Origin of the sequence: Streptomyces sp. NPDC094147 (genome assembly GCF_044764265.1) — a bacterium.
Lineage (GTDB): Bacteria > Actinomycetota > Actinomycetes > Streptomycetales > Streptomycetaceae > Streptomyces.
Window position 1 is genome coordinate 89,627 of the sequence record NZ_JBIWHT010000007.1, and the last position, 23,722, is coordinate 113,348.

The following is a 23,722-nucleotide window of genomic DNA, read 5'->3' on the forward strand; positions in this document are numbered from 1 at the left end:
CGGGCCCGCCGTCTGTGACAGTCAGGTGTGGAAGGATTCCGCGGCCTCGCTGTGGCCCTCCGGTTCCAGCTGGATCGTGGAGTGCGCCACGTCGAAGTGCTCCCCCACACAGCCCTGGAGCCGGGCGAGCAGCGCCCCGTACCCGCCGTCGAGAGCCGCCGCCGACACCACCACATGGGCGGTGAGCACAGGCATCCCGGAGGTCACGGTCCAGCCGTGCAGATCGTGTACGTCGACCACACCCCGCTCGTCGAGCAGGTGGCGGCGCACCTGGGCCAGGTCCATGTCCTGCGGGGTCGCCTCCATCAGCACGTGCAGGGCGTCGCGCAGCAGCCCGTACGTCCTCGGCACGATCAGCAGCCCGATGACGATCGAGGCGATCGGGTCCGCGGCCTGCCAGCCGGTGAGCAGGATGACCAGGCCGCCCGCGATCACCGCGACCGAACCGAGCGCGTCGCCGAGCACCTCCAGATAGGCGCCGCGCAGGTTGAGGCTCTTGTCCTTGGCGTCCTTCAGCAGCCACAGGCCCACCAGGTTCGCGGCGAGCCCGCCCACCGCGACCGCGAACATCAGCCCGCCCTTGACCTCGACCGGCTCGCTGAAGCGGCCGATCGCCGACCACAGGACCCAGACGAAGATCGCCGCGAGGAGCAGCGCGTTCAGGACCGCCGAGAAGATCTCCACCCGGTAGAAGCCGAAGGTGCGGCGCGGGGTCGGGGCGCGCTGGGCGAGCGTGATCGCGCCGAGCGCGAGGGACACCCCGATCGCGTCGGTGAAGCTGTGCGCGGCGTCGGCGAGCAGCGCGAGGCTGCCGGACAGCAGCGCGCCGACCACCTGGATGAGGGTGATCGACGCACTGATGCCGATGGTCCACAGGAGCCGCTTGCGGTACGTACCGCTCAGCGTGCCGGTTGCCGCCGAGGGCGCGCCGTGGTCGTGTCCCATACGCGCCTCCTCGTGCCGGATGGGGCCCCGCACACGGCATGGAGCCCCCGCACACCTCAGAGGATCACGAGGTGTGGCCTCCCGCCACCGTGGGGACGGGAAGCGAGGGCAACGCGGCCGCACCCGGCGCGGCCCCCACCCCCGCCGAAGAAGCCCCCAGCCCCGGCAGCGCCGAAGCGATCACCTCCGGCAGCCGCACCCGGTCCGCGGACGTCCCCACCCCCGTGGGCCGCATCCACCACGGTGCCGCCCCCGCCTCCGGCTCCGCAGGGAGGCCGCCACCGTGCGGCAGGGACCCCGGCAGGTCATCGGCCATGTAGCGGCGGGCCGAGCGGTGCCAGTTCAGGACGCCCGCGATCCAGTCCTGGAGTTCGGCCACATAGGTGTCGAGGGCCGCCCGCCCCACCTCGTCGAGCGCGAAGTCCTCGTGCAGAACGGGGAGTTCGTTGTCCACCACGTGCTGGAACTGCCGCAGCCGCGACCGCATCAGGTCGTCCACGATGTGCAGCGCCGTCGGGTAGTCGCAGTTGAAGAAGTTCTGGATGACGAGGACGCCGTTGTGCAGCTCGCCCTCGTACTCGATCTCCTTCTGGTACGAGAACACGTCGTTGAGGAGGCAGCAGTAGTCCGCCGCCGAGTTCTCCAGATTGCGGATCGGGCCGCTCTCGTAGATCCCGGGCGGCAGCTCGCCCGCGTGGCGCAGCCGGGACAGGCTCATCGTGAGGTCGGAGCCGAAGGTGTACCGGCGCATCTCGATGTAGTCGACGGGGTCGGGGATGCGGTGCTGGGACTGGTTGTGCAGCTCCCACAGCCAGCTCTCCAGCATGACGTCGACCGCCCGGCGGAAGGCCGCGCGGGCCTCGGGGGACATCGGCCCGGCGGTGCGCGCCCACAGGTCGGCGAGGCCGCGCTCCATGGGCGTCTCGGCCACCGCGAGTCCGGCCTCCGGCTCGTCCACCGGCATGCACGGGAAGAGCCGCTCGGTGCAGGCCCGCGCTCCGGCCAGATTGCGCGAACGCCCGTACACCAGTGGGTAGTAGTCGTCGCCGAACGTTCCCCAGGTCAGCCATTCGGCGCTGAGTTCCAGCTCCTCCAGGGTCGCGTCGGGGTCGAGTCCGGCGGAGCAGAGCGCGAAGTCGTAGCCCGCGAGTTTCTCCGCGTCCCAGATGTCGCCGAGCAGCCCCATCCGGTCCGCCCAGGCGATGGACAGCTCCCGCGCCTCGGCCGCATGCGGGCTGACCGTCAGCGGGTACGGCACGTCGAAGTCGGGCAGCAGCGACTGCCCGACTTTCTGCATCGGTACGTGCGTGAAGCTGCGCTGCCGGGCGGCGGCCGGGCGTCCGAACAGGGTCGTGATGTCGAGCGCCGAGGTGCCGAGCACCCCGTCGAAGAGGGAGGGGCCGGTGACGGCGCCCTCGTTCATGTAGCGGCTGGAGCGCAGGTGCCACTCCTGGCCGCCGGACTGCCAGTCCTGGAGGCCCTTGACGTACGCGCCGACGGCCGCGCACTCGGCGGGCGTGAGGCCCTTCTCCAGGCACAGCGCGGGGACTTCGGTCAGCGCGGTGTTCTCGAACTGCTGGAGCCGTGAGGTCAGCAGGTCGTTGACGGCCTCGGCCGCCTCCTGTGTCGTACAGCCGAGGAAGGTCTCAAGTACCAGGACGCCATTGCTGAGTTCGCCCTCGTCCTCCACCTCGCGCTGGTAGGAGAACAGGTCGTTGCGCAGGTGCACGCCGTCGGCGAAGGCGTCCGTCAGGACCCGCAGCGGCCTCGACCCGGCGATGGAGGCGGGGAGTTCGGCGTTCGCCGCGTACTCGATGAGCCCGGCCGACCAGGGCGCCCCGCCCACCTTGCGGCGCATCTCGATGTACTCGACGGGGTTGGAGATCCGCCCCGCGTTGATGTTGGCGAGCTCCCACAGCGACTCGTTGAGCAGATTGCGGGTGCTGACGGCGAAGCGCTCGCGCCATTCGTTCGTCATCGACGGCACGGTCCGCGCCCACAGGTCGGCGAGGCCCGCCTCGACGGGGTTGGTCGGCTCCGGGAATCCGTCGGCGAGGTCCATCGGCATGAAGGCGGGCAGCCGGTCGAGGTACTCCTTGCCGCCCGTGCGGTCCAGGGTCCGTTTGAACATCTCCAGGAAGTGGTCGTCGAAGAAGAACACCCACACGTACCAGTCGGTTACGAGGGCCAGCTGCTCGGCGTCGCAGTCGGGGTGGGTGTACGAGCAGAGCAGCGCGTAGTCGTGCGCTTCGAGGTCCTTCGGCTCCCAGATCCCGGAGCCCTCCAGCATGCCCATCTCGGCGGCCCACTTCCGGGTGTGCACCCGGGCCGCTTCGAGATGGGGATTGAGCCGGGCCGGATACGGCATGTAGAAATCCGGCAGGACAAAAGGCTGGGTCACTGCGGTCGCCCCTCCTGGTACGCGCGTTGACGGTCGGCCCCGAACTACCCCGCCGCCCCGCGCCCATTCGGCGCCCGTACGCCTGTCATACGAAAGCGTGAGTCCACTCGAAAACATCCCCTGCGGACCCGGCACGCAGTGCTTCGCCCGCTGGTGTCCCGCATGCGGCCGGGCCGCCGTCCGCCGATCATCGAGGCATGAACACAACCCTTCGGCTCGCCCAGCAGCCCGAGGCCGACGAGCTGCTCGGCCGCAGCCCTCCCCCAAGGTCTTAAGGACCAGGGGGGACCCCCATCCGCCCTGGTCGGCATGCTGCTCGACCAGCAGGTCCCCATGGAGTGGGCGTTCTCCGGCCCGTACACGATCGCTCAGCGGATGCGCGCGGACGATCTCGACGCCGGGGCGATCGCCGCGTACGACCCGGAGGCCTTCGCCGAGCTGCTCAAGGAGAAACCGGCCGTGCACCGCTACCCGGGCTCGATGGCCGTGGGGGTCCCCCCTGCTCCTTAAGAGCTTGGGGGAGGATCCAGCAGCTCTGCCAGTTCCTCGTCGAGGAGTACGGGGGCGAGGCGGCCGGGGTGTGGACGGGGGCGAAGACCGGCGCCGAGCTCCTGGGCCGGCTTGAGGCGCTGCCCGGCTTCGGCGAGCAGAAGGCGAAGATCTTCCTCGCCCTGCTCGGCAAGCAACTGGGCGTCCGCCCCAGGGGCTGGCGCGAGGCCGCGGGCGCGTACGGCGAGGAGAACTGCTTCCGCTCGGTCGCCGACATCACCGGACCCGAGTCCCTGACCAAGGTCAGGGCGCACAAGCAGGAGGCGAAGGCGGCGGCGAAAGCGGCCAAGGCGGCGAAGTGAGCGAGCCGCTCGCGGGCGGGGCCACCGCCGCCGGAGCAGGGCGCCCGGCTCCAGGGCGGGCTGGGTGAATCCTCCCCCAGGCTCTTCAGGACCAGGGGGACCTCCACCGGCGGCGGGGGGCGGCAGTTCGGACGCGGCCGACGCGGGTGGGGGCGCGGGCGCGGCAGGGGGCGCCCCGGTGGGATCCCGCGCTCCGGTTTCGACCGTGCCGACGGCGCTGATGGGCTCGGGCGCGGCCGCCGTCCGGTCGCTGTCGGTCATGACGAGCCCCCCACGTCTGGTTTCCTACGGTTTGCACAGGATTGCACTCGCGTTCCATGGCTGCGCCCGGAGCCGCTCGCCCGGTAGGCTTTCCGTGTGATCTTCAAGCGCATCGGAAGCGGGCGGCCGTACCCCGACCACGGCCGGGAAAGCACCCGGCAGTGGGCGGACGTCGCGCCGCGCCCGGTCCGGCTCGATCAACTCGTGACCACCAAGGGCCAGCTCGACCTGGAGACCCTGCTCGCCGAGGACTCCACGTTCTACGGCGACCTCTTCGCGCACGTCGTGAAGTGGCAGGGCGACCTCTACCTGGAGGACGGGCTGCACCGGGCGGTACGGGCGGCGCTCCAGCAGCGCCAGGTCCTGCACGCGCGCGTACTCGAAATGGACTGACCCCGACAGCCGGGTGAGCCTTTCGGACCTTTTGAGGCGCATACGGGCGCACACGCGCGCCGGTCATTGATCATTTAGTAGGCATCGTCACACAGCGGCATTACCCTGCCGCTATGAGCATGCTCACTCCCCCCGGCATGGGCGGAAAGTACCGCATCACGGGCGACGCGTACCCGCGGATGCGACGTCCCCGAAAGCGCGGCCGGCTCGTCCTCGTGCTGGTCGGCGCGGTCCTGGCCCTCGGCCTGATCGGCTGGGGGACGGTCCAGCTCATCGACGTGTTCGGCGGCCACAGCGGCGCGAAGGCGGCCGCCCCCAAGCGGGACTGCAAGACGCCCCCCGCGTCCAGCGCCCCCCCGGCCCAGGCGTTGCCGAAGCCCGCCCAGATCACCGTCAACGTCTACAACGCGACCGCGCGCGGCGGCCTTGCCAAGCAGGTGGCCGACGAGCTCAAGAAGCGCGGCTTCGCGATCGGCAAGGTCGGCAACGCGCCCGGGGAGTACGACAAGAAGGTCCCCGGAAACGGGATACTGCTCGGCGCCCCCGCGGCCACCCAAGGCCCGTTCTCCGTGCTCGGTGCGCAGCTCAAGGGCGCGGAGCAGAAGACCGACACGCGCAACACGCCGGACGTCGACCTCATCATCGGCACGACGTTCGGCGCCCTGAACACGCCGCAGGACGCGGACACGGCCCTGGCCGCGCTGGCCAAGCCCGCACCCGCGCCCGCGCCCTCCGGGAAGTGCTGAGTACGTACGGGAAACGGCATCGTTCGCCGGCCCGCAGCCGACGAACGCCCTTCCCGCGGAGCGCCTAGTCGGCGGTCCCGTACATCCGGTCGCCCGCGTCGCCGAGGCCCGGCACGATGTAGCCGTGCTCGTTCAGGCGCTCGTCGACCGAGGCGGTCACCACGGTCACCGGAGTGCCCGCGAGTTCGCGCTCCATGACCTCGACGCCCTCGGGGGCCGCGAGCAGCACCACGGCGGTCACGTCGTCGGCGCCGCGCTTGATCAGCTCCCGGATCGCCGCGACCAGCGTGCCGCCGGTCGCCAGCATCGGGTCCAGGACGTACACCTGGCGGCCCGAGAGGTCCTCGGGCATCCGGGAGGCGTACGTGGAGGCCTCCAGGGTCTCCTCGTTGCGGATCATGCCGAGGAAGCCCACCTCGGCGGTCGGCAGCAGGCGCACCATGCCGTCGAGCATGCCCAGGCCCGCTCGCAGGATCGGGACCACCAGCGGACGCGGGTAGGAGAGCTTCACGCCCGTCGTCGGCGTCACCGGGGTCTCGATGTCCACCTGCTCGGTGCGCACGTCCCGGGTGGCCTCGTAGGCGAGCAGGGTGACCAGCTCGTCGGCGAGCCGCCGGAAGGTCGGGGAGTCGGTGCGCTTGTCACGCAGCGTGGTGAGCTTGTGCGCCACGAGAGGGTGGTCGACGACATGGATCCGCATGACGTCCACAGTAACCGGGGCGTAGGGGCGCCGCGCCCCACCTGCGGTTGGTTCGCGCTGGCGTCAAGCGGCCGGACGGGGGGAAGGTGGGAGGCACGAACCGACCCCGGGGCGGTGTGAGCCAATGCCGGACGAGCGCGAGCGCGACCGAGACCAGCAGCCGGAGAACGACGTGGACCGCCGTCGGCGACGCGCCCAGTTCCTGCGCGAACTGCACGAGGCGAAGGCGCTGCGCGACCGGGTCCAGCCCCGGCGCGCCCGCGCGGCCCGTATGCGACAGGCCATGCGCATGCGAACCTTCCGCTGGTGACCCGCGAAAACGGCGCCCCCGAGCCCGTGATCGCGGCACCGGAAAAACGCAACCGTGGAAGAACTCTCGCAACCGCGTGGTTTTCTGCCACGATTCCGAAGGAAGCCACAGCCGGGGGGACCCCCAACCGGCACGCCTATGACCAGTGGGAGAGTCACGGTGTACTTCGCCGCACTGCTCGCGCGCACCGAAGACGGGTGGGAAGCGAGCGACACGGAGCTCGACAATGTCGAGACGCTGGCCGACCTGGCCGACCTGGCCCGGGAAGCAGCGGCCGACGGGGCCGACGACACGGTGCTCGTCTTCATCGAGCAGGAGGACGCCTGGTTCGGCGTCGTCCGCGTCGACGGCGAGGAGGACCCGCGCGTCTTCGTCTCCAACGCCGCCGTCGCAGCCCGCTCCTCGTACGGGGCCATGCTCACCGACGAACTGCTCGGCCACGACCAGGACGACGAGGAGGACGAGCTGGAGGCCCTTGACCTCGACGGCACGGAGGACGGTTACGAGGACGAAGCAGCCCAGGCGGTCGCGGACGATCCGGACGACGGGGACGACCTGTCGGACGGCGCCGTACCGGCCGGGCCGCTCGGCGAGAGCGTGATCCTCGCCGACCTCGGCGTGAGCGAGCGCCAGCTCCTCGCGCTGGACGGCGACGCCCTCGTGGAGATCGCGGACGCGCTGGGCGCGGCCGAGGTCCTGGAGGCCGTCCGCTAGTGCCGCAGCCGCACGACCCGGTACGGGAACGGTGGGCGGAGCCGATGCGCTCCGCCCTGGCCGGGGCCGCCGAGGCCGAGTCGGCCGGCGATGTGCCGGTCGGCGCGGTCGTGCTGGCCGCGGACGGCTCGTTCCTCGCGTCCGGGCACAACGAGCGCGAGGCGACCGGCGATCCGACCGCGCACGCGGAGATCCTCGCGCTCCGCCGCGCGGCGGAGCGGACCGGCGAGTGGCGGCTGACCGGCTGCACGCTCGTCGTCACCCTGGAGCCGTGCGTGATGTGCGCGGGCGCCATCGTGCAGTCCCGGATCGACCGGGTCGTGTACGGCGCCCGCGACGACAAGGCGGGCGCGGCCGGCTCGCTGTGGGACCTGGTGCGCGACCGGAGGCTCAACCACCGCCCCGAGGTGATCGCGGGCGTCCTCGAAGCGGAGTGCTCGGCGCAGCTGACGGCGTTCTTCCGGCAGCGGTGACCGACGTCTCGCCGAACCGATTTCAAACCACGGCCCACCTTGGGCTAAGCTCTCTCTCGGTAGCGTGTCCGAGCGGCCGAAGGAGCTCGCCTCGAAAGCGAGTGTGGGGAAACTCACCGAGGGTTCAAATCCCTCCGCTACCGCTTTCAACACCCCGCTGACCTGGGGAAACCCGGGTCAGCGGGGTGTTTTGCGTGCACCGTGCGCACGGGCAGGGGTGCCGGACCTCCAATGCCCTTGATCTCCCTGCGAGTTGGCGGGTACCTGCCGAGGGGACAGCTCACGGGGAGCACGCGGGCTCGTGGACTCGGACACCGCTCAACTCCCCCTTCGATTACGTCAATTGCAGTCGCCGAAGCCGACCCTCCACCTCGGCACAAAGGACCTTCTCGCGGCTTTCCTGCTGACGTACGAGGACGCGCAGAAGCCCCGGTCGGGGAAATGACCGGGGCTTCGACGTGGGGACGGGGGAAGCGGCATCGGGGGGACAAGCCGCTCCCCCCGACGAGAACAGAACCTGCAAGCCCTGCGCCGCAGTCAGGGGGAAGCGCGCGGCGCGGGCCCCGCAGTGAGGCCCTGTTCCTGGCCCTCCGCATTCCTGCCAGATCCGGAGGGCTCAGGAACCATCCTGCTCCCTCGTAACATCCGTACCGCCCGGCGAAGGGCCCCGATCGCCGGGCCCTTGGTCCATAAAGGCCGGGTGAGTACCGGCCGAATGGCGGTTAGACTCGCCCGATCGCACAGCGGACCGCCGGGGAGGGGCAAGGCAAGTGGACATCAAGAAGGTCCTGCTCTACGTCGTCGTGGTCTTCGTGCTGTACACGATCATCACGTCGCCGGTGCAGGCCGCCGGGATGGTCCAGACTGGGTTCGAGGGCATATCGAGCGCGGCCAAGGGCGTCGGGAAGTTCATGACCAACCTGGTCCGCTGAGCCGGCCCGGCCGAGTCGGCCGAGTCACAGCCGCAGTCGTACGTCGCAGTCGTAGTCGTAGTCGTAGTCGTAGGAGACGTTCATGATCCGCCACTTGGTCCTGTTCAAGCTCAATGAGGGCGTCGGGCGCGACGAGGCCCGGGTGGCCGCCGGCGTGAAGGCCTTCCAGGAGCTCGACGGGCTCGTCCCCGAGATCGAGTTCTGGGAGTGCGCCTGGAACATCACCGAGCGGCCGATCGCGTACGACTTCGCCATCAACTCCGCCGTGGCGGACGCGGACGCCCTGAAGCGGTACCTGGAGCACCCGGCCCATCAGGCGGCGGCCGCGCAGTGGCGCGAGTTCGCCACCTGGGTGATCGCCGACTACCCGTTCTGACCCGGCCCGCAGCCCGGCCCCGCATCCGAGAGGTGCGGGGCTTTTTCGTTGCCCGGCAGGCCGCTGACCGGCCCATCTGTCCCAACTTGCCCTCAACACGTAGCTATACGGTGCTTGCACACAGTGGACATGTCTTGTGATGCTATGACCGCTTTTGACGGATGAGTTGACCGAACGCTAAGGGGTGGCGTGACAGTGCCGGCCAGTACTACGCCTCAAGTCCCACCCCAGAACGAGCCCCAGGACGCCCCCGAAGTGCCCGCCCAGGACTCCCCGGAGGGCCCCCGGGGCCCCGCCAGAACCTCCACCCGGGGCGCGGACACCCGCGCCCTCACCCAGGTGCTCTTCGGTCGGCTCAAGGGGCTCGAACCGGGCACGCCGGAGCACGACCGGGTGCGCGGGGCGCTGATCGAGGCGAACCTGCCGCTCGTGCGGTACGCGGCCGCCAGGTTCCGCTCCCGCAACGAGCCCATGGAGGACGTCGTCCAGGTCGGCACGATCGGCCTGATCAACGCGATCGACCGCTTCGACCCGGACCGGGGCGTGCAGTTCCCCACCTTCGCGATGCCCACCGTCGTCGGCGAGATCAAGCGGTACTTCCGGGACAACGTGCGCACCGTGCATGTGCCCAGACGCCTGCACGAGCTCTGGGTGCAGGTGAACGGCGCCACCGAGGACCTGACGACCCTGCACGGCCGCTCCCCCACCACCGCCGAGATCGCCGAGCGGCTCCGGATCGGCGAGGACGAGGTGCTCGCCTGCATCGAGGCGGGCCGCTCGTACCACGCGACCTCCCTGGAGGCCGCCCAGGAGGGCGACGGGCTGCCCGGTCTGCTCGACCGGCTCGGCTACGAGGACCCCGCGCTCGCCGGGGTCGAACACCGCGATCTGGTCCGCCATCTGCTCGTACAACTGCCCGAACGGGAACAGCGGATCCTGATGCTCCGCTATTACAGCAATCTGACGCAGTCCCAGATCAGTCAGGAATTGGGAGTGTCGCAGATGCATGTGTCAAGGCTTCTGGCCAGGAGTTTCGCCCGGCTTCGATCCGCAAATCGGATCGAGGCGTAACCGGATCGAGTGGTCCGCGCTCCTGGCACGCCCCGACGGAAAATTCTGCCCGGAAATACCCCGCACCCCCTGCTTCCTGCACGTACTCCGGCCCGACTTGTCGACAAGTCACTACAGCGTGTTGCCGACATGTGACATTCTGCTGGAACCGCGTTTGCCGCAGCCCCGCGTCCGGTATTCAGGTGGAGGCTGCTTCCTCCGATGGTCGTGGCCCAACGCGACCGTCCGCGACCTCAAGGGGGTGGCATGTCCGCAGAACAGGGCAGCTCGAAGGTGCTCACGCTCACCAAGAGCGCATCAGCACCCGCCGTGCGCCGACACGCCGCAAACACCGCAGCCATCGACACCCGCACGCTGTCCCGCTCCTTGTTCCTGCGGCTGGCCACCCTGGACACCGACAGCCCGGAGCGTACGTACGTGCGCGACACGCTCATCGAGCTCAACCTGCCGCTCGTGCGGTACGCGGCCGCCAGGTTCCGCAGCCGCAACGAGCCGATGGAGGACATCGTCCAGGTCGGAACGATCGGCCTGATCAAGGCGATCGACCGCTTCGACTGCGAACGGGGCGTGGAATTCCCCACGTTCGCGATGCCGACGGTGGTCGGCGAGATCAAGCGGTTCTTCCGCGACACCTCGTGGTCGGTGCGGGTGCCGCGCCGCCTCCAGGAGCTGCGGCTCGCCCTCACCAAGGCGAGCGACGAGCTCGCCCAGAAGCTCGACCGCTCGCCGACGGTCCCCGAACTGGCCGCGGTTCTCGGGGTGTCCGAGGAGGACGTGGTCGACGGGCTCGCGGTCGGCAACGCGTACACCGCCTCCTCGCTCGACTCGCCGGCCACCGAGGACGACGGCGGCGAGGGCTCGCTGGCGGACCGGCTCGGCTACGAGGACACCGCGCTCGAAGGCGTCGAGTACCGCGAGTCCCTCAAGCCGCTGCTCGCCAAACTCCCGCCCAGGGAACGGCAGATCATCATGCTCCGCTTCTTCGCGAACATGACGCAGTCGCAGATCGGCGAGGAGGTCGGCATCTCCCAGATGCACGTCTCGCGCCTGCTGACCCGCACGCTCGCCCAGCTCCGCGAGGGCCTGATCTCCGACTGAGGATCCGCGAACTGCGGCCGCGGGGATCCCCACCGGGGTTACCTCTCTGGCCAATTGACGCATCGTCAGACACACTGGCGCGATGCGACGACGTGCTGTGGTGATCGGCGTCTCTGCGGTGCTTGTGCTCGGTCTGGGCGGCACGCTCGCCGCCCGCGCGGGCGGCGGGGACGGTGCGGGCTATGTGGCGGTCGGCGCCGCGGGCACCGGCCCATCGGCCCCGGACCGCGCGGTGCCGCCGCGCGGCGGGGTGGAGCTGGTGCCACTGGACGGGGCGCCTTCGGGTACGCCCGACGTGCCTGGCGCGCCCGGCCCATCCGGTACGCCTGGTCCGGCCGGTACGCCGCCGGGCTCCGGCGGCGGCCCGGCCGGATCGCCCGGCCCTGGGGGCCGAACCTCCGCCACACCGGTCGCACCGGCTACGCGAACCGCGCCGGGCAGCGCCAATTCCCCTGCCCCGCCCGGCCGTTCAGCGTCCCCGGGCCCCTCGGCCCCCGGAACGTCCGCCCCCACCCCCTCCTCGCCCGCGGTGCTGAGCCTCGGGGCGCCGAGCCGTTCGGCGGGGGATCAGCGCTGGTGCGAGAACGTGACGGTCCAGTTCCGCAATACCGGGGGTACGGCGGTGCAGTCGGGCACGGTCACCTTCGCGACGCACATCATCGGGCTGCTCGGCGTGGACTGGGCGACGATCACGTCCAGCCAGGCGCTGCCGGTGCCGATCGCCGCGGGGGCGGTGCGGTCGCAGACGTACGGGGTGTGCGTGGATGCGTGGCGGGTGCCGCTGGGGATGCACGTGGAGACGCGCTCGGTGACGGCCGGCTGGAGGTAGGGGAGAGGCTCAGCCCAGCGCCAGCCAGGCCACCGCTCCCAGGATGGCGATCGCCGCGATCACTCCGACGATCAGGCCGACGCGCGGGCCGGCCGGTGCCGCGGCCGGAGTCGCCGGCTGCCGGCCCTGCGGCCCGCCCTCGTCGACAAAGGCGCGGAACATCTGAGTTGAGCCCGCCGGGTCGTAGTTGCCCTCGGGACCCTGGGGCGCGTGGGGGTTGTGTGCCATGGGGCAGGACCCTAGCGAAGTTGGGGGTCGCACCCAACCCCCGCCCCCGCGCGAAGACGCCCCCGAGCCCGCCGACCTGCAACTTGGCTTTCCATATGCGAAGGCTTTGCGCTTCCTTTGCCGCCAATCCCCCGATTTAGTTTGCCTTCGGCAACCAACAATCTTATGGTTGCCCTAAGCAACAAGATGTCGGGAGGTGTCCATGGCCGCGCAGAGCCTCTACGAGGAGCTGGCCCGGCAGCTCAGCGCCATCGGTGCCGTGAAGCGAGGACTCGCGCGGATCCTGCCGCCCGAGTGCCCGGCCGGTTCCGCCGCCGCGCTCACCCTCCTGGAGCGGTACGGCGAGATGCGGATCAGCCGGCTCGCCGAACTCCTCGCGGTGGACATGTCGGTGACGAGCCGTCATGTGGCGCACATCGCGGAGCGGGGCTGGATCGACAGGTCCGCCGACCCCGCCGACAAGCGCTCGCGCATCGTGCGGCTCACCCCCGCGGGCCAGGCCATGATCGACGATCTCGGGCTGCGCACCACGGAGATGTTCGCGCACACCCTCAAGGACTGGTCCGACGACGAGGTCGGGCAGCTCAACACGATGCTGGCCCGCCTGCGCGACTCCTTCGGGGACTGCCGGGCACCCCACGTCCGGATCCCCGAGTCCCGGGTCGTCGAGACCCGTGCACCCGCATAGCGAACACACCCGTACACCTGCCCAACAGACGTACAAGACAAGGAACTTCATGGCTACGACCACACCAGCCGGTGTGCGGGGCGGCCACGCCAAGCACGGCGGGCACGCGCCCGCCGGTGACGGCGCGCCGATGACTCACCGGCAGATCATGGAGGCGTTGTCCGGGCTGCTGCTCGGCATGTTCGTCGCCATTCTGTCCTCGACGATCGTCACCAACGCCCTGCCGCACATCATCAGCGACCTGGGCGGCGGCCAGTCCGCGTACACCTGGGTCGTCACGGCCTCGCTGCTCGCGATGACCGCGACCACCCCGCTGTGGGGCAAGCTCTCGGACCTCTTCAGCAAGAAGCTGCTGGTCCAGATAGCCCTGGTCATCTACGTCTCCGGCTCGATCGTGGCCGGTCTGTCCCAGAACTCCGGCATGCTCATCGCCTGCCGTGTGGTCCAGGGCGTCGGCGTCGGCGGTCTCTCCGCGCTCGCCCAGATCGTCATGGCCGCGATGATCTCCCCGCGTGAGCGCGGCCGTTACAGCGGTTACCTGGGTGCCACGTTCGCGGTTGCGACGGTCGGCGGCCCGCTGCTCGGCGGTGTGATCACAGACACCGACTGGCTCGGCTGGCGCTGGTGCTTCTACGTCGGTGTGCCGTTCGCCATCATCGCGCTGGTCGTGCTCCAGAAGACGCTGAAGCTCCCCGTCGTGAAGCGGGAGGTCAAGGTCGACTGGACCGGCGCCTTCCTGATCAGCGCGGCCGTCTCGCTGCTGCTGGTCTGGGTGACCTTCGCGGGCGACAAGTACGACTGGATCTCGTGGCAGACGTACGCCATGGTCGGCGGCTCGATCGTGCTGGGCGCGCTGTTCGTGTTCGCCGAGTCGAAGGCCAGCGAGCCGATCATCCCGCTGCGCCTCTTCCGCAACCGCACCATCACCCTCGCCTCGATCGCCTCGCTCTTCGTGGGTGTCGCGATGTTCACCGGCACGGTGTTCTTCTCCCAGTACTTCCAGCTGGCCCGCGGCAGGACGCCCACCATGTCCGGTGTCATGACGATCCCGATGATCGGCGGCCTGTTCATCGCCTCGACCATCTCCGGGCAGGTCATCACCAAGACCGGCAAGTGGAAGGCCTGGCTGGTCAGCGGCGGTGTGCTGGTGACGGCGGGCCTCGGTCTGCTCGGCACGATGCGCTACGACACCCCGTACTGGCACCTCGCCGTCTACATGGCGCTGATGGGCCTCGGCGTCGGCATGATGATGCAGAACCTGGTCCTGTGCACCCAGAACCAGGTCTCCCCCGCCGACCTCGGCTCGGCCTCCTCCGTCGTCGTCTTCTTCCGCTCCCTCGGTGGTGCGGTCGGCGTCTCGGCGCTCGGCGCGGTCATGGCCAACCGGGTCACCCACTACGTCAAGGACGGCCTCACCGCACTCGGCCCGCAGGGCGCCGCCATGGGCCACGGCTCCAGCGGCTCCGGCACCATCCCGGACCTGGCGACGCTGCCCGGCCCGATCCGTACCGTCATCGAGAGCGCGTACGGACACGGCGTCGGCGATGTGTTCCTGTACGCGGCGCCCTGCGCGCTGCTCGCCTTCTTCGTCACGCTGTTCATCAAGGAGGTCCCGCTGCGGACCCGTGCGGTGGGTACCACCGAGGAGGCGCCCGCGGCGGCGACCGCCTCAATTCCCGCCCAGGCGACGGCGGTTGAAGCCACCGCCCCGATGACCCCGGTGACCCCGGCGGCCCCGGTGATCGGCGGCATCGCGCTGCACGGCACGGTGCGCGGCGCCGAGGGGGCGCCCGTCGCCTCCGCGGCCGTCACCCTCATCTCGCTCGGCGGCAGCCAGCTGGGCCGCGCGGTGGCGGGGCCCGACGGCGGGTACCTGCTCGATGCGCCGGGCACCGGTTCGTACGTCCTGATCGCGGCCGCCGACGGCTTCCAGCCGCAGGCCTCGACCGTGGTCGTGGGCACCGAGCCGCTCGCGTACGACATCCTCCTGTCCGGCACCAGCGGTCTCGCGGGTGCGGTGAAGGCGGCCGAGACCGGGGCACCCGTCGAGGGCGCGATGGTGATCGTGACCGATGTGCGCGGCGATGTGCTCGCCACCGGGAAGTCGGGCGCGGTGGGCGAGTTCACCTTCGGCGAGCTCGTTCCGGGCCAGGTCACGGTGGCGGTCAACGCGGACGGCTTCCGGCCGCTGGCGCTGCCGGTGGAGATCTCGGGCCACGGCGTGACCCGTATCGAGGCCGCGCTCCAGTCCGGCGCGCTGGTCCAGGGCACGGTACGGGGCGGCGCCGACCGGCGTCCGCTGACCGACGCCCGGGTCACCCTGGTCGACGCGGCGGGCAACGTGGTCGCCCATGCGACGACGGGTGACGACGGCGCGTACGCCTTCGCCGACCTGAACTCCGGCCAGTACACGCTCATCGCGACCGGCTACCCGCCGGTGGCCGGCGCGCTGACCGTGGCCGGCCGCGGCGTCGACGGCCACGACATCGAACTCGCCCACCCGGGCGAGTAATCGACCCCCGGGTGCGGACGCCGCTTCGAGCGGAGGCGGCACCGCACCCGGCGTGGAAATGGGCCCCGGATCCGGAGCGGCAGGCAGGGGACGGCCTGACGTTCCGGGCCCGGGGCCCGACCTTTTGCACTCAGAGGAGAGAAAACGGGATGGGACTGCGGGCACAGGTACGGACGCGCGACGGCTGGGCGGTCTCGCACGCCGTGGTGACGATGACCGACATGGCGGGTACGCAGGTGCTGCGGGCCTCGGCGGCACAGGACGGCTCGGTGGCGGCGGACGTGGCCCTCGCGCCCGGCCCGTACACGGTGATCGTGACGGCCGTCGGCTACGCGCCCGCCGCCTCCACCGCGCTGGTCACGGCCAGCGGCCGGGCCGACGCCGGCACGGTGGTGCTGGCCCGCCAGGGCGGGGCCGAGCTGCCGCCGCCGGGCCCCTGGACGATCGACCCGGCGCACTCGTCGGTCGGCGCGGTCGCCCAGCACCTGGGCATCTCCAGCGTGCACGGCCGGTTCGGGGAGTTCGGCGGGCGGATCGAGATCGCCCAGGACCTGGAGAAGTCGCGGGTGGAGGCGGTCATCGGCGCGGCCTCCATCGACACCGGCAACGCCATGCGGGACGGCCACCTCAAGTCCCCCGACTTCCTGGACGTGGAGCGCTTCCCCGAGATCACCTACCGCAGTACGGACCTGGTCCCGGCCGGGCCCGACCGCTGGACGGTGCGGGGCGAGCTGTCCCTGCACGGCGTGGTCCGCGAGGTCGGCCTCGACCTCTCCTACCTCGGTACGGGCCCCGACCCGTGGGGCGGCGTGCGGGCGGCCTACCGGGCGACGGCGGAGCTGCGCCGCGAGGACTTCGCGATGAACTACAACCAGGTGGTCCAGGCGGGGATCTCGGCGATCGGCACGACGCTGAAGGTGGAGCTGGACATCCAGACCGTTCAGGGCGAGACCCTGCCGGGCGCCTGACGGTTGCCCACCGTCCGGGGGCGCCGCCCCCGGACCCCCGCTCCTCATCCTCCCCCAAGGACTAGGGGGTGTCCGGTGGGTCAGGGTCGGACAGGGCGCGGCGGCTGGTGCGGTGCATCGCAAGGCGTCGGAGCGTTTCGAATGGGGGTCCCCCCTGGCCCTTGAGGCCTTGGGGGAGGAGCTATCGGGACGTTTCGGCAACGCGGCGAGGTGCCGTGCCAGGCGTCGCGACCCCGGCCATGATCCACCGGACACCCCCTAAAGGTCCAGGGGGGACCCCCATGACGGGCTTGGTTCTCCCTGAGCGCCGGAGGGGCTCGATTTGGCCTCGATCCCCGCGATCAGCAGCGACAGCGCGAAGTCGAAGTCCTTCTCCCGCATCTCCGCCACCGTGTTCCCGCCCCGCGCGGCCATCAGCTCGGCCGCGTCCTCGAACTGGGCGCGGTACTGGGGCTCTTCGTTCAGCGCGCCCATGGCCCGCGTGAAGTACTCGTCCTGGGTGACCCCCGCGTCCGCGCAGCGCTGCACGAACTGCCCCTCGATCGTGCCGAATCCGTACACGAACTGGAAGGCCGCCGAGAGTGTGCCGATCTGCCCGTGCGCCGGCACGCCGGTGCGGGCGATCACCCGCTGGGCCGTGTGCGAGAAGGCCATCGCGTGCGGGCCGATGTTGAGGTAGCGGCCGATCAGCGGCGAGGCCCAGGAGTGCCGGACGAAGACCGCGCGGTAGCCGACGGCGAGCGCGCGGAGCTGGTCGCGCCAGTCGGCCGAGTCGTCCGTCGTGTCGGGCAGCCCGATCTCGGCGAACACCGCGTCCAGGGCGAGTTCGAGGAGGTCGTCCTTGGTGTCGACGTACCAGTACAGGGACATCGCGGTGACCCCGAGCTCGGCGGCGAGCCGGCGCATGGAGAACTTGGCAGGGCCCTCGGTGTCGAGCAGCCGTACGGCCTCGGCGGTGATCCGGTCCCGGTCCAGGGCGGGCTGGCCGTTCTCGGCGGAGGGTTCCGCGCGGCGCACCCGGGTGCCCGTCCTGCTGGCGATCCACACGCTGGTACGCCCCGCGTTCTTCTCGCGGTCCGCCGCCGAAACCATCGCGCCGCCTCCTCGGGTCTGGGATCTGCCGACCCGCAGGGGTCATTTCCGCAATTGGGGGGTTCATTCCCCGACGATGCTAGGCGGTGTCCGGTGGGTCACGGCCGGAGCCGCCCCCGACCCACCGGACACCCCTTACGCGGCCGGAGGAGCCTGGGTGTTCCGCCCCGCGCGGTGCAGCAGGGCCGCCGCGAGCAGGCCGCCCGCGAGCACCGCGATCGCGCCGACCAGCTGGCTGGTCTCCAGTCCTGAGGCGAACGCGTCGGCGACCTTCGCCCGTTCGGCGTCGCTTCCGGCGGCGGCGAGCGCGGCGGGCAGCGAGGCCGCCGCGACCGGGACCAGCGCCGCGAACCGCGAGCCCAGTACCGCGCCGAGCACCGCCACGCCGAGCCCGTTGCCGAACTCGCCGAGCGTGCCGTTGACGCCCGCGCCCACGCCCGCCTTCTCCGGCGGGATCGCGCTCATGATCGCGTTGGCCATGGCCGGCATGGAGAGCGCGATGCCCGAGCCCATCACGACCAGGCCGAGCAGGGTGCCGCCGTAGCTGTGCCCGCCGAGCAGCGCGATCGAGGCGAGCCCGGCCGCGGTCGCGGTCATGCCGATGGCGATGGCGCGCGGGGTGCCGGCCTTGGCCACCAGCTTGGCGCCGACCCCCGACATGTTGAGCACGATGACGCTGAGCGCGAGCGGCGCGGTGCGCAGCCCCGCCTCCAACGGCCCGTAGCCGAGCACGAATTGGAGGTGCTGGGTCAGCAGGAAGAGCGAGCCGCCCATGCCGAACGCGACCAGGATCGACCCGGCGACCGCCCCGATGAACTTCTGGTTGCGGAAGAAGTGCATGTCCAGCATCGGGTGCTCGATGGACAGCTCCCAGCGCACGAAGGCGGCGAGGAACACGGCACCGACCCCGGCCGATGCGAGCACCTGGCCGGAGAGCCAGCCGTGCCCCGGGCCCGAGATGATCGCGTACACGACACCCGCCATACCGATCGTGGACAGCAGCGCCCCGAGCAGGTCGGGCCGGTCGCCCTGCGGGTTCTTCGACTCCGGTACGAGGACGAGGACGGCGGCCAGGCCGAGCACCGCGACCGGGATGTTCACCAGGAAGATCGCGCCCCACCAGAAGTGGTCGAGCATGGCCCCGCCGATCAGCGGACCGGCGGCGAAGCCGACCGAGTTGACGGTGGCCCAGATGCCGATGGCCTTGACCCGGGACTCGTCGTCGAAGATCTGGACGACGACGGCGAGGGTGGTGGTCATCAGGAGCGCCCCGCCGATGCCCATGCCCGCGCGGGCGGCGATCAGCTGACCGGAGTTCTGCGCGAGGCCGGCGGCCAGCGAGCCGATACCGAAGAGCGCGAGTCCCGCTGCGAGCATCTTCTTGCGTCCGTAGCGGTCAGACGCGCTGCCCGCGGTGAGCAGCAGCCCGGACTGGACCAGCGAGTACGCGTTGATCATCCACTGGATGTCGGCGGTGGACGCGCCGAGCGAGGTGGTGAGGGAGGGGATGGCGACGTTGAGGACGGTGTTGTCGAGCAGCACCGTGAGCTGGGCCAGGCAGATGACGCCGAGGATCAGCCAGCGCTGCGGATGGGCGGCGGGGGTGGTGCGGTGCTCGGTTGTCGTTGCCGTCATGCCGGCTCCCTGGCTCCTTATACGGTGTACGGGCGATGTCGCTGTACACCGTATAGGGAGTTCTTCTACACCGTAAAGCCAATTTCTCTCGCCGGCGTTCGGGACGTGGGCAGGATGAGGAGAGTGCCATGGCACGGAGGCGAAAGACGCGCGCGACTGTTGCTCAACTGGCCCTGGTCGCAAGCCTTTTGGGGTCGGTCCTGGCGCCTGTGGCGCAGGCTTCCCCCGGCTCGGGGCGGGAGGTGCCGCTGCGGGTCGCGACGTACAACATCCATGCGGGCGCCGGGATGGACGACGTCTTCGACCTCGACCGGCAGGCCGCCGCCCTGCGGGCGCTGCACGCGGATGTGATCGGCCTGGAGGAGGTCGATGTGCACTGGGGCGCGCGCAGCCAGGGGCGCGATGTGGCCGCGGAGCTGGCGGCGCGGCTCGGCATGCATGTCTCGTTCGCGCCGATCTACAGCCTGGATCCCGGGCAACCGGGCGGCCCCCGCCGGGAGTTCGGTGTCGCGGTGCTGTCCCGGTACGAGATCCTGGCCGCCGAGAACCACGACATCACCCGGCTCTCCACCCAGGACCCCCACCCGGTGCCGGCGCCCGCGCCCGGCTTCGGCGAGGTGGAGCTGAGGGTGCGGGGCGTGCCGGTCCACGTGTACGTCACCCACCTCGACTACCGGGGCGACCCCTCGGTACGGGTGGCGCAGGTCGCCGACACCCGGCGCATCATGGCGGCCGACCGGGGCGCCCGCACGATCCTGCTCGGCGACTTCAACGCCGTACCGTCGGCGCCCGAACTCGCGCCGCTGTGGCGGGAGTTGACGGACGCGGATCCCCGCGCCAACAGCTTCCCGGCGGATGTTCCGGTCCGGCGGATCGACTATGTGGCCGTGCAGAGGGGCGGGGTACGGGTGCGCGACGCGGCGGTGGCCGAGACGCTCGCCTCGGACCACCGCCCCGTCGTCGCCGATCTGCTACTTCGCCGGTGAGGTCAGGTCGTAGAAGGTGGCGGTGCCGACCGTCACCTTCTTGAAGCCCGCCTCGATCCAGCTGCTGATGGAGCTGCTGCTCCCCGCGCCGCCGCCGAAGCCGCCACCGAAACCGCCGCCGCTCGCGATGAAGTAGTGGATCTTCCCTTCCGCCACGTACTTCTTGAACTGGGCGAGCGTCGGCGACGGGTCGCTGCCGTTGAAGCCGCCGATCGCCATCACCGGCTTCTGGGTGGCGAGTTGGTAGCTCGCGGCGTTCTGCGAGCCGACGGCGGCCGCGGCCCAGGTGTACTTCTGCGCGTCCTGCTTCAGCAGGGCACCGGCCTGTGCGCTCACCTTGGCGCCGTCGAGCAGGCCGCCCATGCCGCCACCGCCGCGCATGCCGCCGGTCCGGCCGGGCGCCTGGCCGTTCTGGCCCCGGCCCGGCCCGCCGGGCGCCTGGCCCATGGCCCCGCCGGGCATGCCCTGGCCCTGGCCCGGCTGCCGGCCGCCGTTCCACCCACCGGGCAGCCCGGCGGATTCCGGGCCGGCTCCGCGGCCGAACCGCATGCGGCCGCCGCCCCCGGGCCCGCCCGTACTGGCCCCGGCCGGGCCCGCCGTGACGATCGAGCCGGTGTGCCCGGTGTTGAGCGTGCTGACCGTGTACGCGGCGGGCCCGGCCAGCGACGCCGCGAGCCCGGCCCCGGCGACCCCGAGCGCCACCCTGCGGTTCAGCCGACCCGCGAAGGCGAGGCCGACCGCCGCGAGCAGCCCGCCGACGAGCACCGCCCAGCGCAGCCACGGCAGATAGTCCGGGGTGCGGCCGAGCAGCACGTAGGCCCAGACCGCCGTGACCGCCACCGTCACGCCGAGCGCGAGGGCCGCCCGGAGGCGCGAGCGCTCCTCCCACAGCACCGTGACGCCCATGCCGACGAGCGCCGCGATGTAGGGGGTGAGGGCCACCGTGTAGTACTGGTGGAAGATCCCGGCCATGAAGCTGAAGATCACGGCGGTCATCAGCATCGCCCCGCCCCAGGCGAGGAACGCGGCCCGCGCGGTGTCGGTGCGCTTGGCCTTCCGGGTGACCCAGAGGCCCGCGATCAGCAGGAGCAGGGCGGCGGGCAGCAGCCAGGAGATCTGGCTGCCCACCTCGGAGTTGAACATCCGGCCGATGCCGGTCGCACCCCAGCCACCGCCGCCGCCCATCCGCTTCATTCCGCCGGTGAGCTCCACGCCCTTGGGCAGGGCGCCGCCGCCGACGCTGCCCTTCTCGTTGCCGCTGATCCGGCCGAGTCCGTTGTAGCCGAAGGTCAGCTCCAGGAAGGAGTTGTGCTGCGAGCCGCCGACGTACGGGCGCGAGGACTTGGGCCACAGCTCCACGGCGGCCACCCACCAGCCGCCCGAGACGATCAACACCCCTGCGGACAGGGCGAGTTGGCCGAGGCGCCGGCGCAGGGACGTGGGCGCGCACACCGCGTACAGGAGCGCAAGCGGCGGCAGGATCAGGAAGGCCTGGAGCGTCTTCGTCAGGAACGCGAAGCCGATCACCACCCCGGCCCACACCAGCCACTTCGTCCGGGCGTCCTCCAGGGCGCGCAGCACGCAGTACACGGTGACCGTCATCAGGAGCGCGAGCAGCGCGTCCGGGTTGTTGAAGCGGAACATCAGCGCGGCGACGGGCGTCAGGGCGCCCACCGCGCCCGCGATGAGCCCCGCGGCCGGGCTGAACCGGCGTCGCACCGCCGCGTACAGCACGGCGACCGTACCCACGCCCATCAGCACCTCGGGCAGCAGGATCTGCCAGGAGCCGAGCCCGAAGAGGCGTACGGACAGGGCCATCGGCCACAGCGAGGCCGGCGGCTTGTCGACGGTGATCGCGTTGGCGGCGTCGAGCGAGCCGAAGAAGAAGGCCTTCCAGCTCTGGCTGCCCGCCTGGACCGCCGCCGAGTAGAAGGAGTTCGCGTACCCGGAGGAGCCGAGGTTCCAGAGGTAGCAGCCGAAGGTGGCGGCGAGCAGCGCGAGGAGCGCGGGCCGCACCCAGGCCGGGTCGTCGGGCCGGCCGCGCCACAGCCGGTTCCGGGCGGTCCGGAGCCCGGTCGCCGCGACCCCCTCGCGCGGATCGGCCTGGTAGGAGGTCGTGGTCATCGTGCGTGGCCCTTCGGGTCGGGGTCGTGCGGGGCTGCGGTGTCGGTGTCGGTGACGTGCGGGGTGTCGCTGCTTGTGTCGTGCGGGGCTGCGGTGGCGTGCGCGGGTCGGTCCGGGAAGACCCAGGCGCGGAACAGCAGGAAGCGCAGGACGGTGGCCGCGAGGTTCGCCGCGAGCAGGACGGCCACCTCGGTGGAGTGCGCGGCGCCGGAGTCGGCCGCGTCGAGCGCCGCGAGCGAGCCGCTGGTCAGCGCGAGTCCGATGGCGAAGACCGCCAGGCCCTGGGCCTGGTGGCGCACCGCCCGGTCCCGGCCGCGCACCCCGAAGGTGAGTCTGCGGTTGGCGGCGGTGTTCGCGACGGCCGACACCAACAGGGCGACGGCGTTGGCGAGTTGGGGCCCCATCGCGGTGCGCGAGAGGGAGTACAGGACGAGGTAGAAGAGGGTGGAGAGCCCGCCGATCACGCAGAACCCGACGAGCTGGCGGGCGAGCCCGCCCGGCACCCCGGTGAGCTGCCGGTCCCTGGGGTCGTCGCCGAACGGCCGGGCGAGCCGGTCGAGCGGCAGCGCCCCCACGGCGAGCGCCCGCCCGATCCGCCACACGCCCAGCAGGTCGTCCATCGCCGTGCTGACCAGGTGCACGGTGCTCGCCGGGTCGTCCACCCAGTCCACCGGCACCTCGTGGATCCGGAGCCCCGCGCGCTCGGCGAGCACCAGCATCTCGGTGTCGAAGAACCACCCGGTGTCCTCGACCATCGGCAGCAGCCGCTCCGCGACCTCGCGCCGGATCGCCTTGAACCCGCACTGGGCGTCGGAGAACCGCGCCGCGAGCGAACCGCGCAGGATCAGGTTGTACGTACGCGAGATGAACTCCCGCTTGGCACCGCGCACCACCCGCGAGGAGCGGGCGAGCCGGGAGCCGATGGCGAGGTCCGAATGCCCGGAGATCAGCGGCGCGACCAGCGGCAGCAGCGCGTTGAGATCGGTGGAGAGGTCCACGTCCATGTAGGCGAGCACGGGCGCGTCGGACGCCGACCAGACGGTACGCAGCGCCCGCCCGCGCCCCTTCTCCTCCAGCCGGAAGGCTCGGACTTCCGGTATCTCCCGCTCAAGCCGGGCCGAGATCAAGGGAGTCGAGTCGGTGCTGGCATTGTCGGCGACCGTGATCCGGAAGCCGTACGGGAAGGTCCGCGCGAGGTGCTCGTGCAGCCGCCGCACACACCGCTCCAGGTCCTGCTCCTCGTTGTGGACGGGGACCGTCACATCGAGTACGGGGGTGCCGGCCGGCTGGACGGGGAGGTGCCGGCGGGCGGGGAGGGCGACCGTATGCGGTGCGCCTGCGGCGCGCAGGACACTCGTGGCGGAAGGTTCGGTTCGCATGGCAGCGACC

General features: G+C 71.2%; 22 protein-coding genes, 1 tRNA gene and 1 pseudogene. 16 read left to right on the top strand and 8 right to left on the bottom strand.

Going from position 1 to position 23,722, the window contains the following annotated elements:
• Nucleotides 1-21: 21 nt before the first annotated feature.
• Nucleotides 22-945 carry a cation diffusion facilitator family transporter gene (locus tag ACIQ8J_RS13785; protein WP_403269057.1) on the bottom strand — a complete coding sequence of 308 codons (924 nt, stop codon included), beginning with the start codon at nt 943-945 and terminating at the stop codon, nt 22-24.
• Between the two features lie 64 nt (nt 946-1,009).
• Nucleotides 1,010-3,346: a germacradienol/geosmin synthase gene (locus tag ACIQ8J_RS13790; protein ID WP_403269060.1), complete on the bottom strand. Its 2,337-nt coding sequence runs from the start codon at nt 3,344-3,346 to the stop codon at nt 1,010-1,012.
• Nucleotides 3,347-3,543: 197 nt separating this feature from the next.
• Here ACIQ8J_RS13790 and ACIQ8J_RS13795 point away from each other — a divergent pair.
• The 3 genes and pseudogenes from ACIQ8J_RS13795 to ACIQ8J_RS13805 all read left to right on the top strand — a co-directional run bounded on the left by ACIQ8J_RS13795 (nt 3,544) and on the right by ACIQ8J_RS13805 (nt 5,597).
• Nucleotides 3,544-4,197, top strand: a pseudogene (locus ACIQ8J_RS13795) (HhH-GPD-type base excision DNA repair protein).
• Nucleotides 4,198-4,554: 357 nt separating this feature from the next.
• Nucleotides 4,555-4,851, top strand: coding sequence for a type II toxin-antitoxin system VapB family antitoxin (locus tag ACIQ8J_RS13800; protein ID WP_053725882.1), 297 nt, complete (start codon nt 4,555-4,557; stop codon nt 4,849-4,851).
• 113 nt (nt 4,852-4,964) lie between these two features.
• Nucleotides 4,965-5,597, top strand: a complete 633-nt coding sequence (locus ACIQ8J_RS13805; RefSeq protein ID WP_403269062.1) for a LytR C-terminal domain-containing protein — start codon at nt 4,965-4,967, stop codon at nt 5,595-5,597.
• Nucleotides 5,598-5,661: 64 nt separating this feature from the next.
• On the opposite strand, the gene upp is transcribed toward ACIQ8J_RS13805, so the two are convergent.
• Nucleotides 5,662-6,297, bottom strand: coding sequence for a uracil phosphoribosyltransferase (gene upp, locus ACIQ8J_RS13810; protein ID WP_267058439.1), 636 nt, complete (start codon nt 6,295-6,297; stop codon nt 5,662-5,664).
• Between the two features lie 124 nt (nt 6,298-6,421).
• Between upp and ACIQ8J_RS13815 the strand changes: the two genes are divergently transcribed.
• The 9 genes from ACIQ8J_RS13815 to ACIQ8J_RS13855 all read left to right on the top strand — a co-directional run bounded on the left by ACIQ8J_RS13815 (nt 6,422) and on the right by ACIQ8J_RS13855 (nt 12,100).
• The gene (locus ACIQ8J_RS13815) at nt 6,422-6,607 is read left to right on the top strand and encodes a hypothetical protein (RefSeq protein ID WP_403269065.1); all 186 of its coding nucleotides are present in this window, start codon (nt 6,422-6,424) and stop codon (nt 6,605-6,607) included.
• A 159-nt stretch (nt 6,608-6,766) separates the two neighbouring features.
• Complete coding sequence (locus ACIQ8J_RS13820) at nt 6,767-7,321, top strand: hypothetical protein (RefSeq protein ID WP_403269680.1); 555 nt, start codon at nt 6,767-6,769, stop codon at nt 7,319-7,321.
• Nucleotides 7,321-7,794 carry a tRNA adenosine(34) deaminase TadA gene (gene tadA, locus ACIQ8J_RS13825; protein ID WP_403269068.1) on the top strand — a complete coding sequence of 158 codons (474 nt, stop codon included), beginning with the start codon at nt 7,321-7,323 and terminating at the stop codon, nt 7,792-7,794. Before ACIQ8J_RS13820 ends, tadA begins: the two co-directional genes overlap by 1 nt.
• Before the next feature lie 58 nt (nt 7,795-7,852).
• A tRNA-Ser gene (locus tag ACIQ8J_RS13830) sits at nt 7,853-7,937 on the top strand.
• Nucleotides 7,938-8,564: 627 nt separating this feature from the next.
• Nucleotides 8,565-8,726 (top strand): hypothetical protein, encoded by a 162-nt coding sequence (locus ACIQ8J_RS13835; protein ID WP_403269070.1) that lies wholly within the window; start codon nt 8,565-8,567, stop codon nt 8,724-8,726.
• Nucleotides 8,727-8,808: 82 nt separating this feature from the next.
• The gene (locus tag ACIQ8J_RS13840) at nt 8,809-9,102 is read left to right on the top strand and encodes a Dabb family protein (protein WP_403269073.1); all 294 of its coding nucleotides are present in this window, start codon (nt 8,809-8,811) and stop codon (nt 9,100-9,102) included.
• A 195-nt stretch (nt 9,103-9,297) separates the two neighbouring features.
• Nucleotides 9,298-10,173: an RNA polymerase sigma factor SigF gene (locus tag ACIQ8J_RS13845; RefSeq protein WP_403269076.1), complete on the top strand. Its 876-nt coding sequence runs from the start codon at nt 9,298-9,300 to the stop codon at nt 10,171-10,173.
• A 246-nt stretch (nt 10,174-10,419) separates the two neighbouring features.
• Nucleotides 10,420-11,271: an RNA polymerase sigma factor SigF gene (locus tag ACIQ8J_RS13850; RefSeq protein ID WP_403269079.1), complete on the top strand. Its 852-nt coding sequence runs from the start codon at nt 10,420-10,422 to the stop codon at nt 11,269-11,271.
• 82 nt (nt 11,272-11,353) lie between these two features.
• Nucleotides 11,354-12,100 carry a hypothetical protein gene (locus ACIQ8J_RS13855; protein ID WP_403269082.1) on the top strand — a complete coding sequence of 249 codons (747 nt, stop codon included), beginning with the start codon at nt 11,354-11,356 and terminating at the stop codon, nt 12,098-12,100.
• 9 nt (nt 12,101-12,109) lie between these two features.
• On the opposite strand, the gene ACIQ8J_RS13860 is transcribed toward ACIQ8J_RS13855, so the two are convergent.
• Nucleotides 12,110-12,328: a hypothetical protein gene (locus ACIQ8J_RS13860; protein ID WP_403269084.1), complete on the bottom strand. Its 219-nt coding sequence runs from the start codon at nt 12,326-12,328 to the stop codon at nt 12,110-12,112.
• Between the two features lie 202 nt (nt 12,329-12,530).
• Here ACIQ8J_RS13860 and ACIQ8J_RS13865 point away from each other — a divergent pair, with 202 nt between their 5' ends.
• The 3 genes from ACIQ8J_RS13865 (at nt 12,531) to ACIQ8J_RS13875 (ending at nt 16,496) form a co-directional block, all read left to right on the top strand.
• Nucleotides 12,531-13,016 (top strand): MarR family winged helix-turn-helix transcriptional regulator, encoded by a 486-nt coding sequence (locus ACIQ8J_RS13865; RefSeq protein WP_403269087.1) that lies wholly within the window; start codon nt 12,531-12,533, stop codon nt 13,014-13,016.
• A 49-nt stretch (nt 13,017-13,065) separates the two neighbouring features.
• Nucleotides 13,066-15,528, top strand: a complete 2,463-nt coding sequence (locus ACIQ8J_RS13870; protein ID WP_403269090.1) for an MFS transporter — start codon at nt 13,066-13,068, stop codon at nt 15,526-15,528.
• Nucleotides 15,529-15,677: 149 nt separating this feature from the next.
• Nucleotides 15,678-16,496 (top strand): YceI family protein, encoded by an 819-nt coding sequence (locus tag ACIQ8J_RS13875; protein WP_403269093.1) that lies wholly within the window; start codon nt 15,678-15,680, stop codon nt 16,494-16,496.
• A 258-nt stretch (nt 16,497-16,754) separates the two neighbouring features.
• Here the strand turns inward: ACIQ8J_RS13875 and ACIQ8J_RS13880 are convergent, their stop codons facing one another.
• Entirely contained in the window at nt 16,755-17,588 is an 834-nt protein-coding gene (locus tag ACIQ8J_RS13880; RefSeq protein ID WP_403269096.1) for a TetR/AcrR family transcriptional regulator, read from the bottom strand.
• A 135-nt stretch (nt 17,589-17,723) separates the two neighbouring features.
• Nucleotides 17,724-19,223 (bottom strand): MFS transporter, encoded by a 1,500-nt coding sequence (locus ACIQ8J_RS13885; protein WP_403269098.1) that lies wholly within the window; start codon nt 19,221-19,223, stop codon nt 17,724-17,726.
• Between the two features lie 128 nt (nt 19,224-19,351).
• Here ACIQ8J_RS13885 and ACIQ8J_RS13890 point away from each other — a divergent pair, with 128 nt between their 5' ends.
• Entirely contained in the window at nt 19,352-20,209 is an 858-nt protein-coding gene (locus ACIQ8J_RS13890) for an endonuclease/exonuclease/phosphatase family protein (RefSeq protein WP_403269101.1), read from the top strand.
• Here the strand turns inward: ACIQ8J_RS13890 and ACIQ8J_RS13895 are convergent.
• A complete protein-coding gene (locus tag ACIQ8J_RS13895; protein WP_403269103.1) occupies nt 20,195-22,333 on the bottom strand; it encodes an ArnT family glycosyltransferase in 2,139 nt (712 codons plus the stop codon). The two genes, ACIQ8J_RS13890 and ACIQ8J_RS13895, sit on opposite strands and share 15 nt — an antisense overlap.
• The gene (locus ACIQ8J_RS13900; RefSeq protein ID WP_403269106.1) at nt 22,330-23,712 is read right to left on the bottom strand and encodes a glycosyltransferase; all 1,383 of its coding nucleotides are present in this window, start codon (nt 23,710-23,712) and stop codon (nt 22,330-22,332) included. The genes ACIQ8J_RS13895 and ACIQ8J_RS13900 overlap by 4 nt, the downstream gene beginning before the upstream one ends.
• Between the last annotated feature and the right edge of the window lie 10 nt (nt 23,713-23,722).

Coding starts and splice junctions, on each gene's coding strand:
- ACIQ8J_RS13860 (WP_403269084.1), bottom strand. CDS start 12,328: ATGGCACACAACCCCCACGCGCCCCAGGGTCCCGAGGGCAACTACGAC.
- ACIQ8J_RS13875 (WP_403269093.1), top strand. CDS start 15,678: ATGGGACTGCGGGCACAGGTACGGACGCGCGACGGCTGGGCGGTCTCG.
- ACIQ8J_RS13840 (WP_403269073.1), top strand. CDS start 8,809: ATGATCCGCCACTTGGTCCTGTTCAAGCTCAATGAGGGCGTCGGGCGC.
- ACIQ8J_RS13855 (WP_403269082.1), top strand. CDS start 11,354: ATGCGACGACGTGCTGTGGTGATCGGCGTCTCTGCGGTGCTTGTGCTC.
- ACIQ8J_RS13850 (WP_403269079.1), top strand. CDS start 10,420: ATGTCCGCAGAACAGGGCAGCTCGAAGGTGCTCACGCTCACCAAGAGC.
- ACIQ8J_RS13900 (WP_403269106.1), bottom strand. CDS start 23,712: ATGCGAACCGAACCTTCCGCCACGAGTGTCCTGCGCGCCGCAGGCGCA.
- ACIQ8J_RS13885 (WP_403269098.1), bottom strand. CDS start 19,223: ATGACGGCAACGACAACCGAGCACCGCACCACCCCCGCCGCCCATCCG.
- ACIQ8J_RS13890 (WP_403269101.1), top strand. CDS start 19,352: ATGGCACGGAGGCGAAAGACGCGCGCGACTGTTGCTCAACTGGCCCTG.
- ACIQ8J_RS13815 (WP_403269065.1), top strand. CDS start 6,422: ATGCCGGACGAGCGCGAGCGCGACCGAGACCAGCAGCCGGAGAACGAC.
- upp (WP_267058439.1), bottom strand. CDS start 6,297: ATGCGGATCCATGTCGTCGACCACCCTCTCGTGGCGCACAAGCTCACC.
- ACIQ8J_RS13865 (WP_403269087.1), top strand. CDS start 12,531: ATGGCCGCGCAGAGCCTCTACGAGGAGCTGGCCCGGCAGCTCAGCGCC.
- ACIQ8J_RS13870 (WP_403269090.1), top strand. CDS start 13,066: ATGGCTACGACCACACCAGCCGGTGTGCGGGGCGGCCACGCCAAGCAC.
- ACIQ8J_RS13805 (WP_403269062.1), top strand. CDS start 4,965: ATGAGCATGCTCACTCCCCCCGGCATGGGCGGAAAGTACCGCATCACG.
- ACIQ8J_RS13895 (WP_403269103.1), bottom strand. CDS start 22,333: ATGACCACGACCTCCTACCAGGCCGATCCGCGCGAGGGGGTCGCGGCG.
- ACIQ8J_RS13880 (WP_403269096.1), bottom strand. CDS start 17,588: ATGGTTTCGGCGGCGGACCGCGAGAAGAACGCGGGGCGTACCAGCGTG.
- ACIQ8J_RS13785 (WP_403269057.1), bottom strand. CDS start 945: ATGGGACACGACCACGGCGCGCCCTCGGCGGCAACCGGCACGCTGAGC.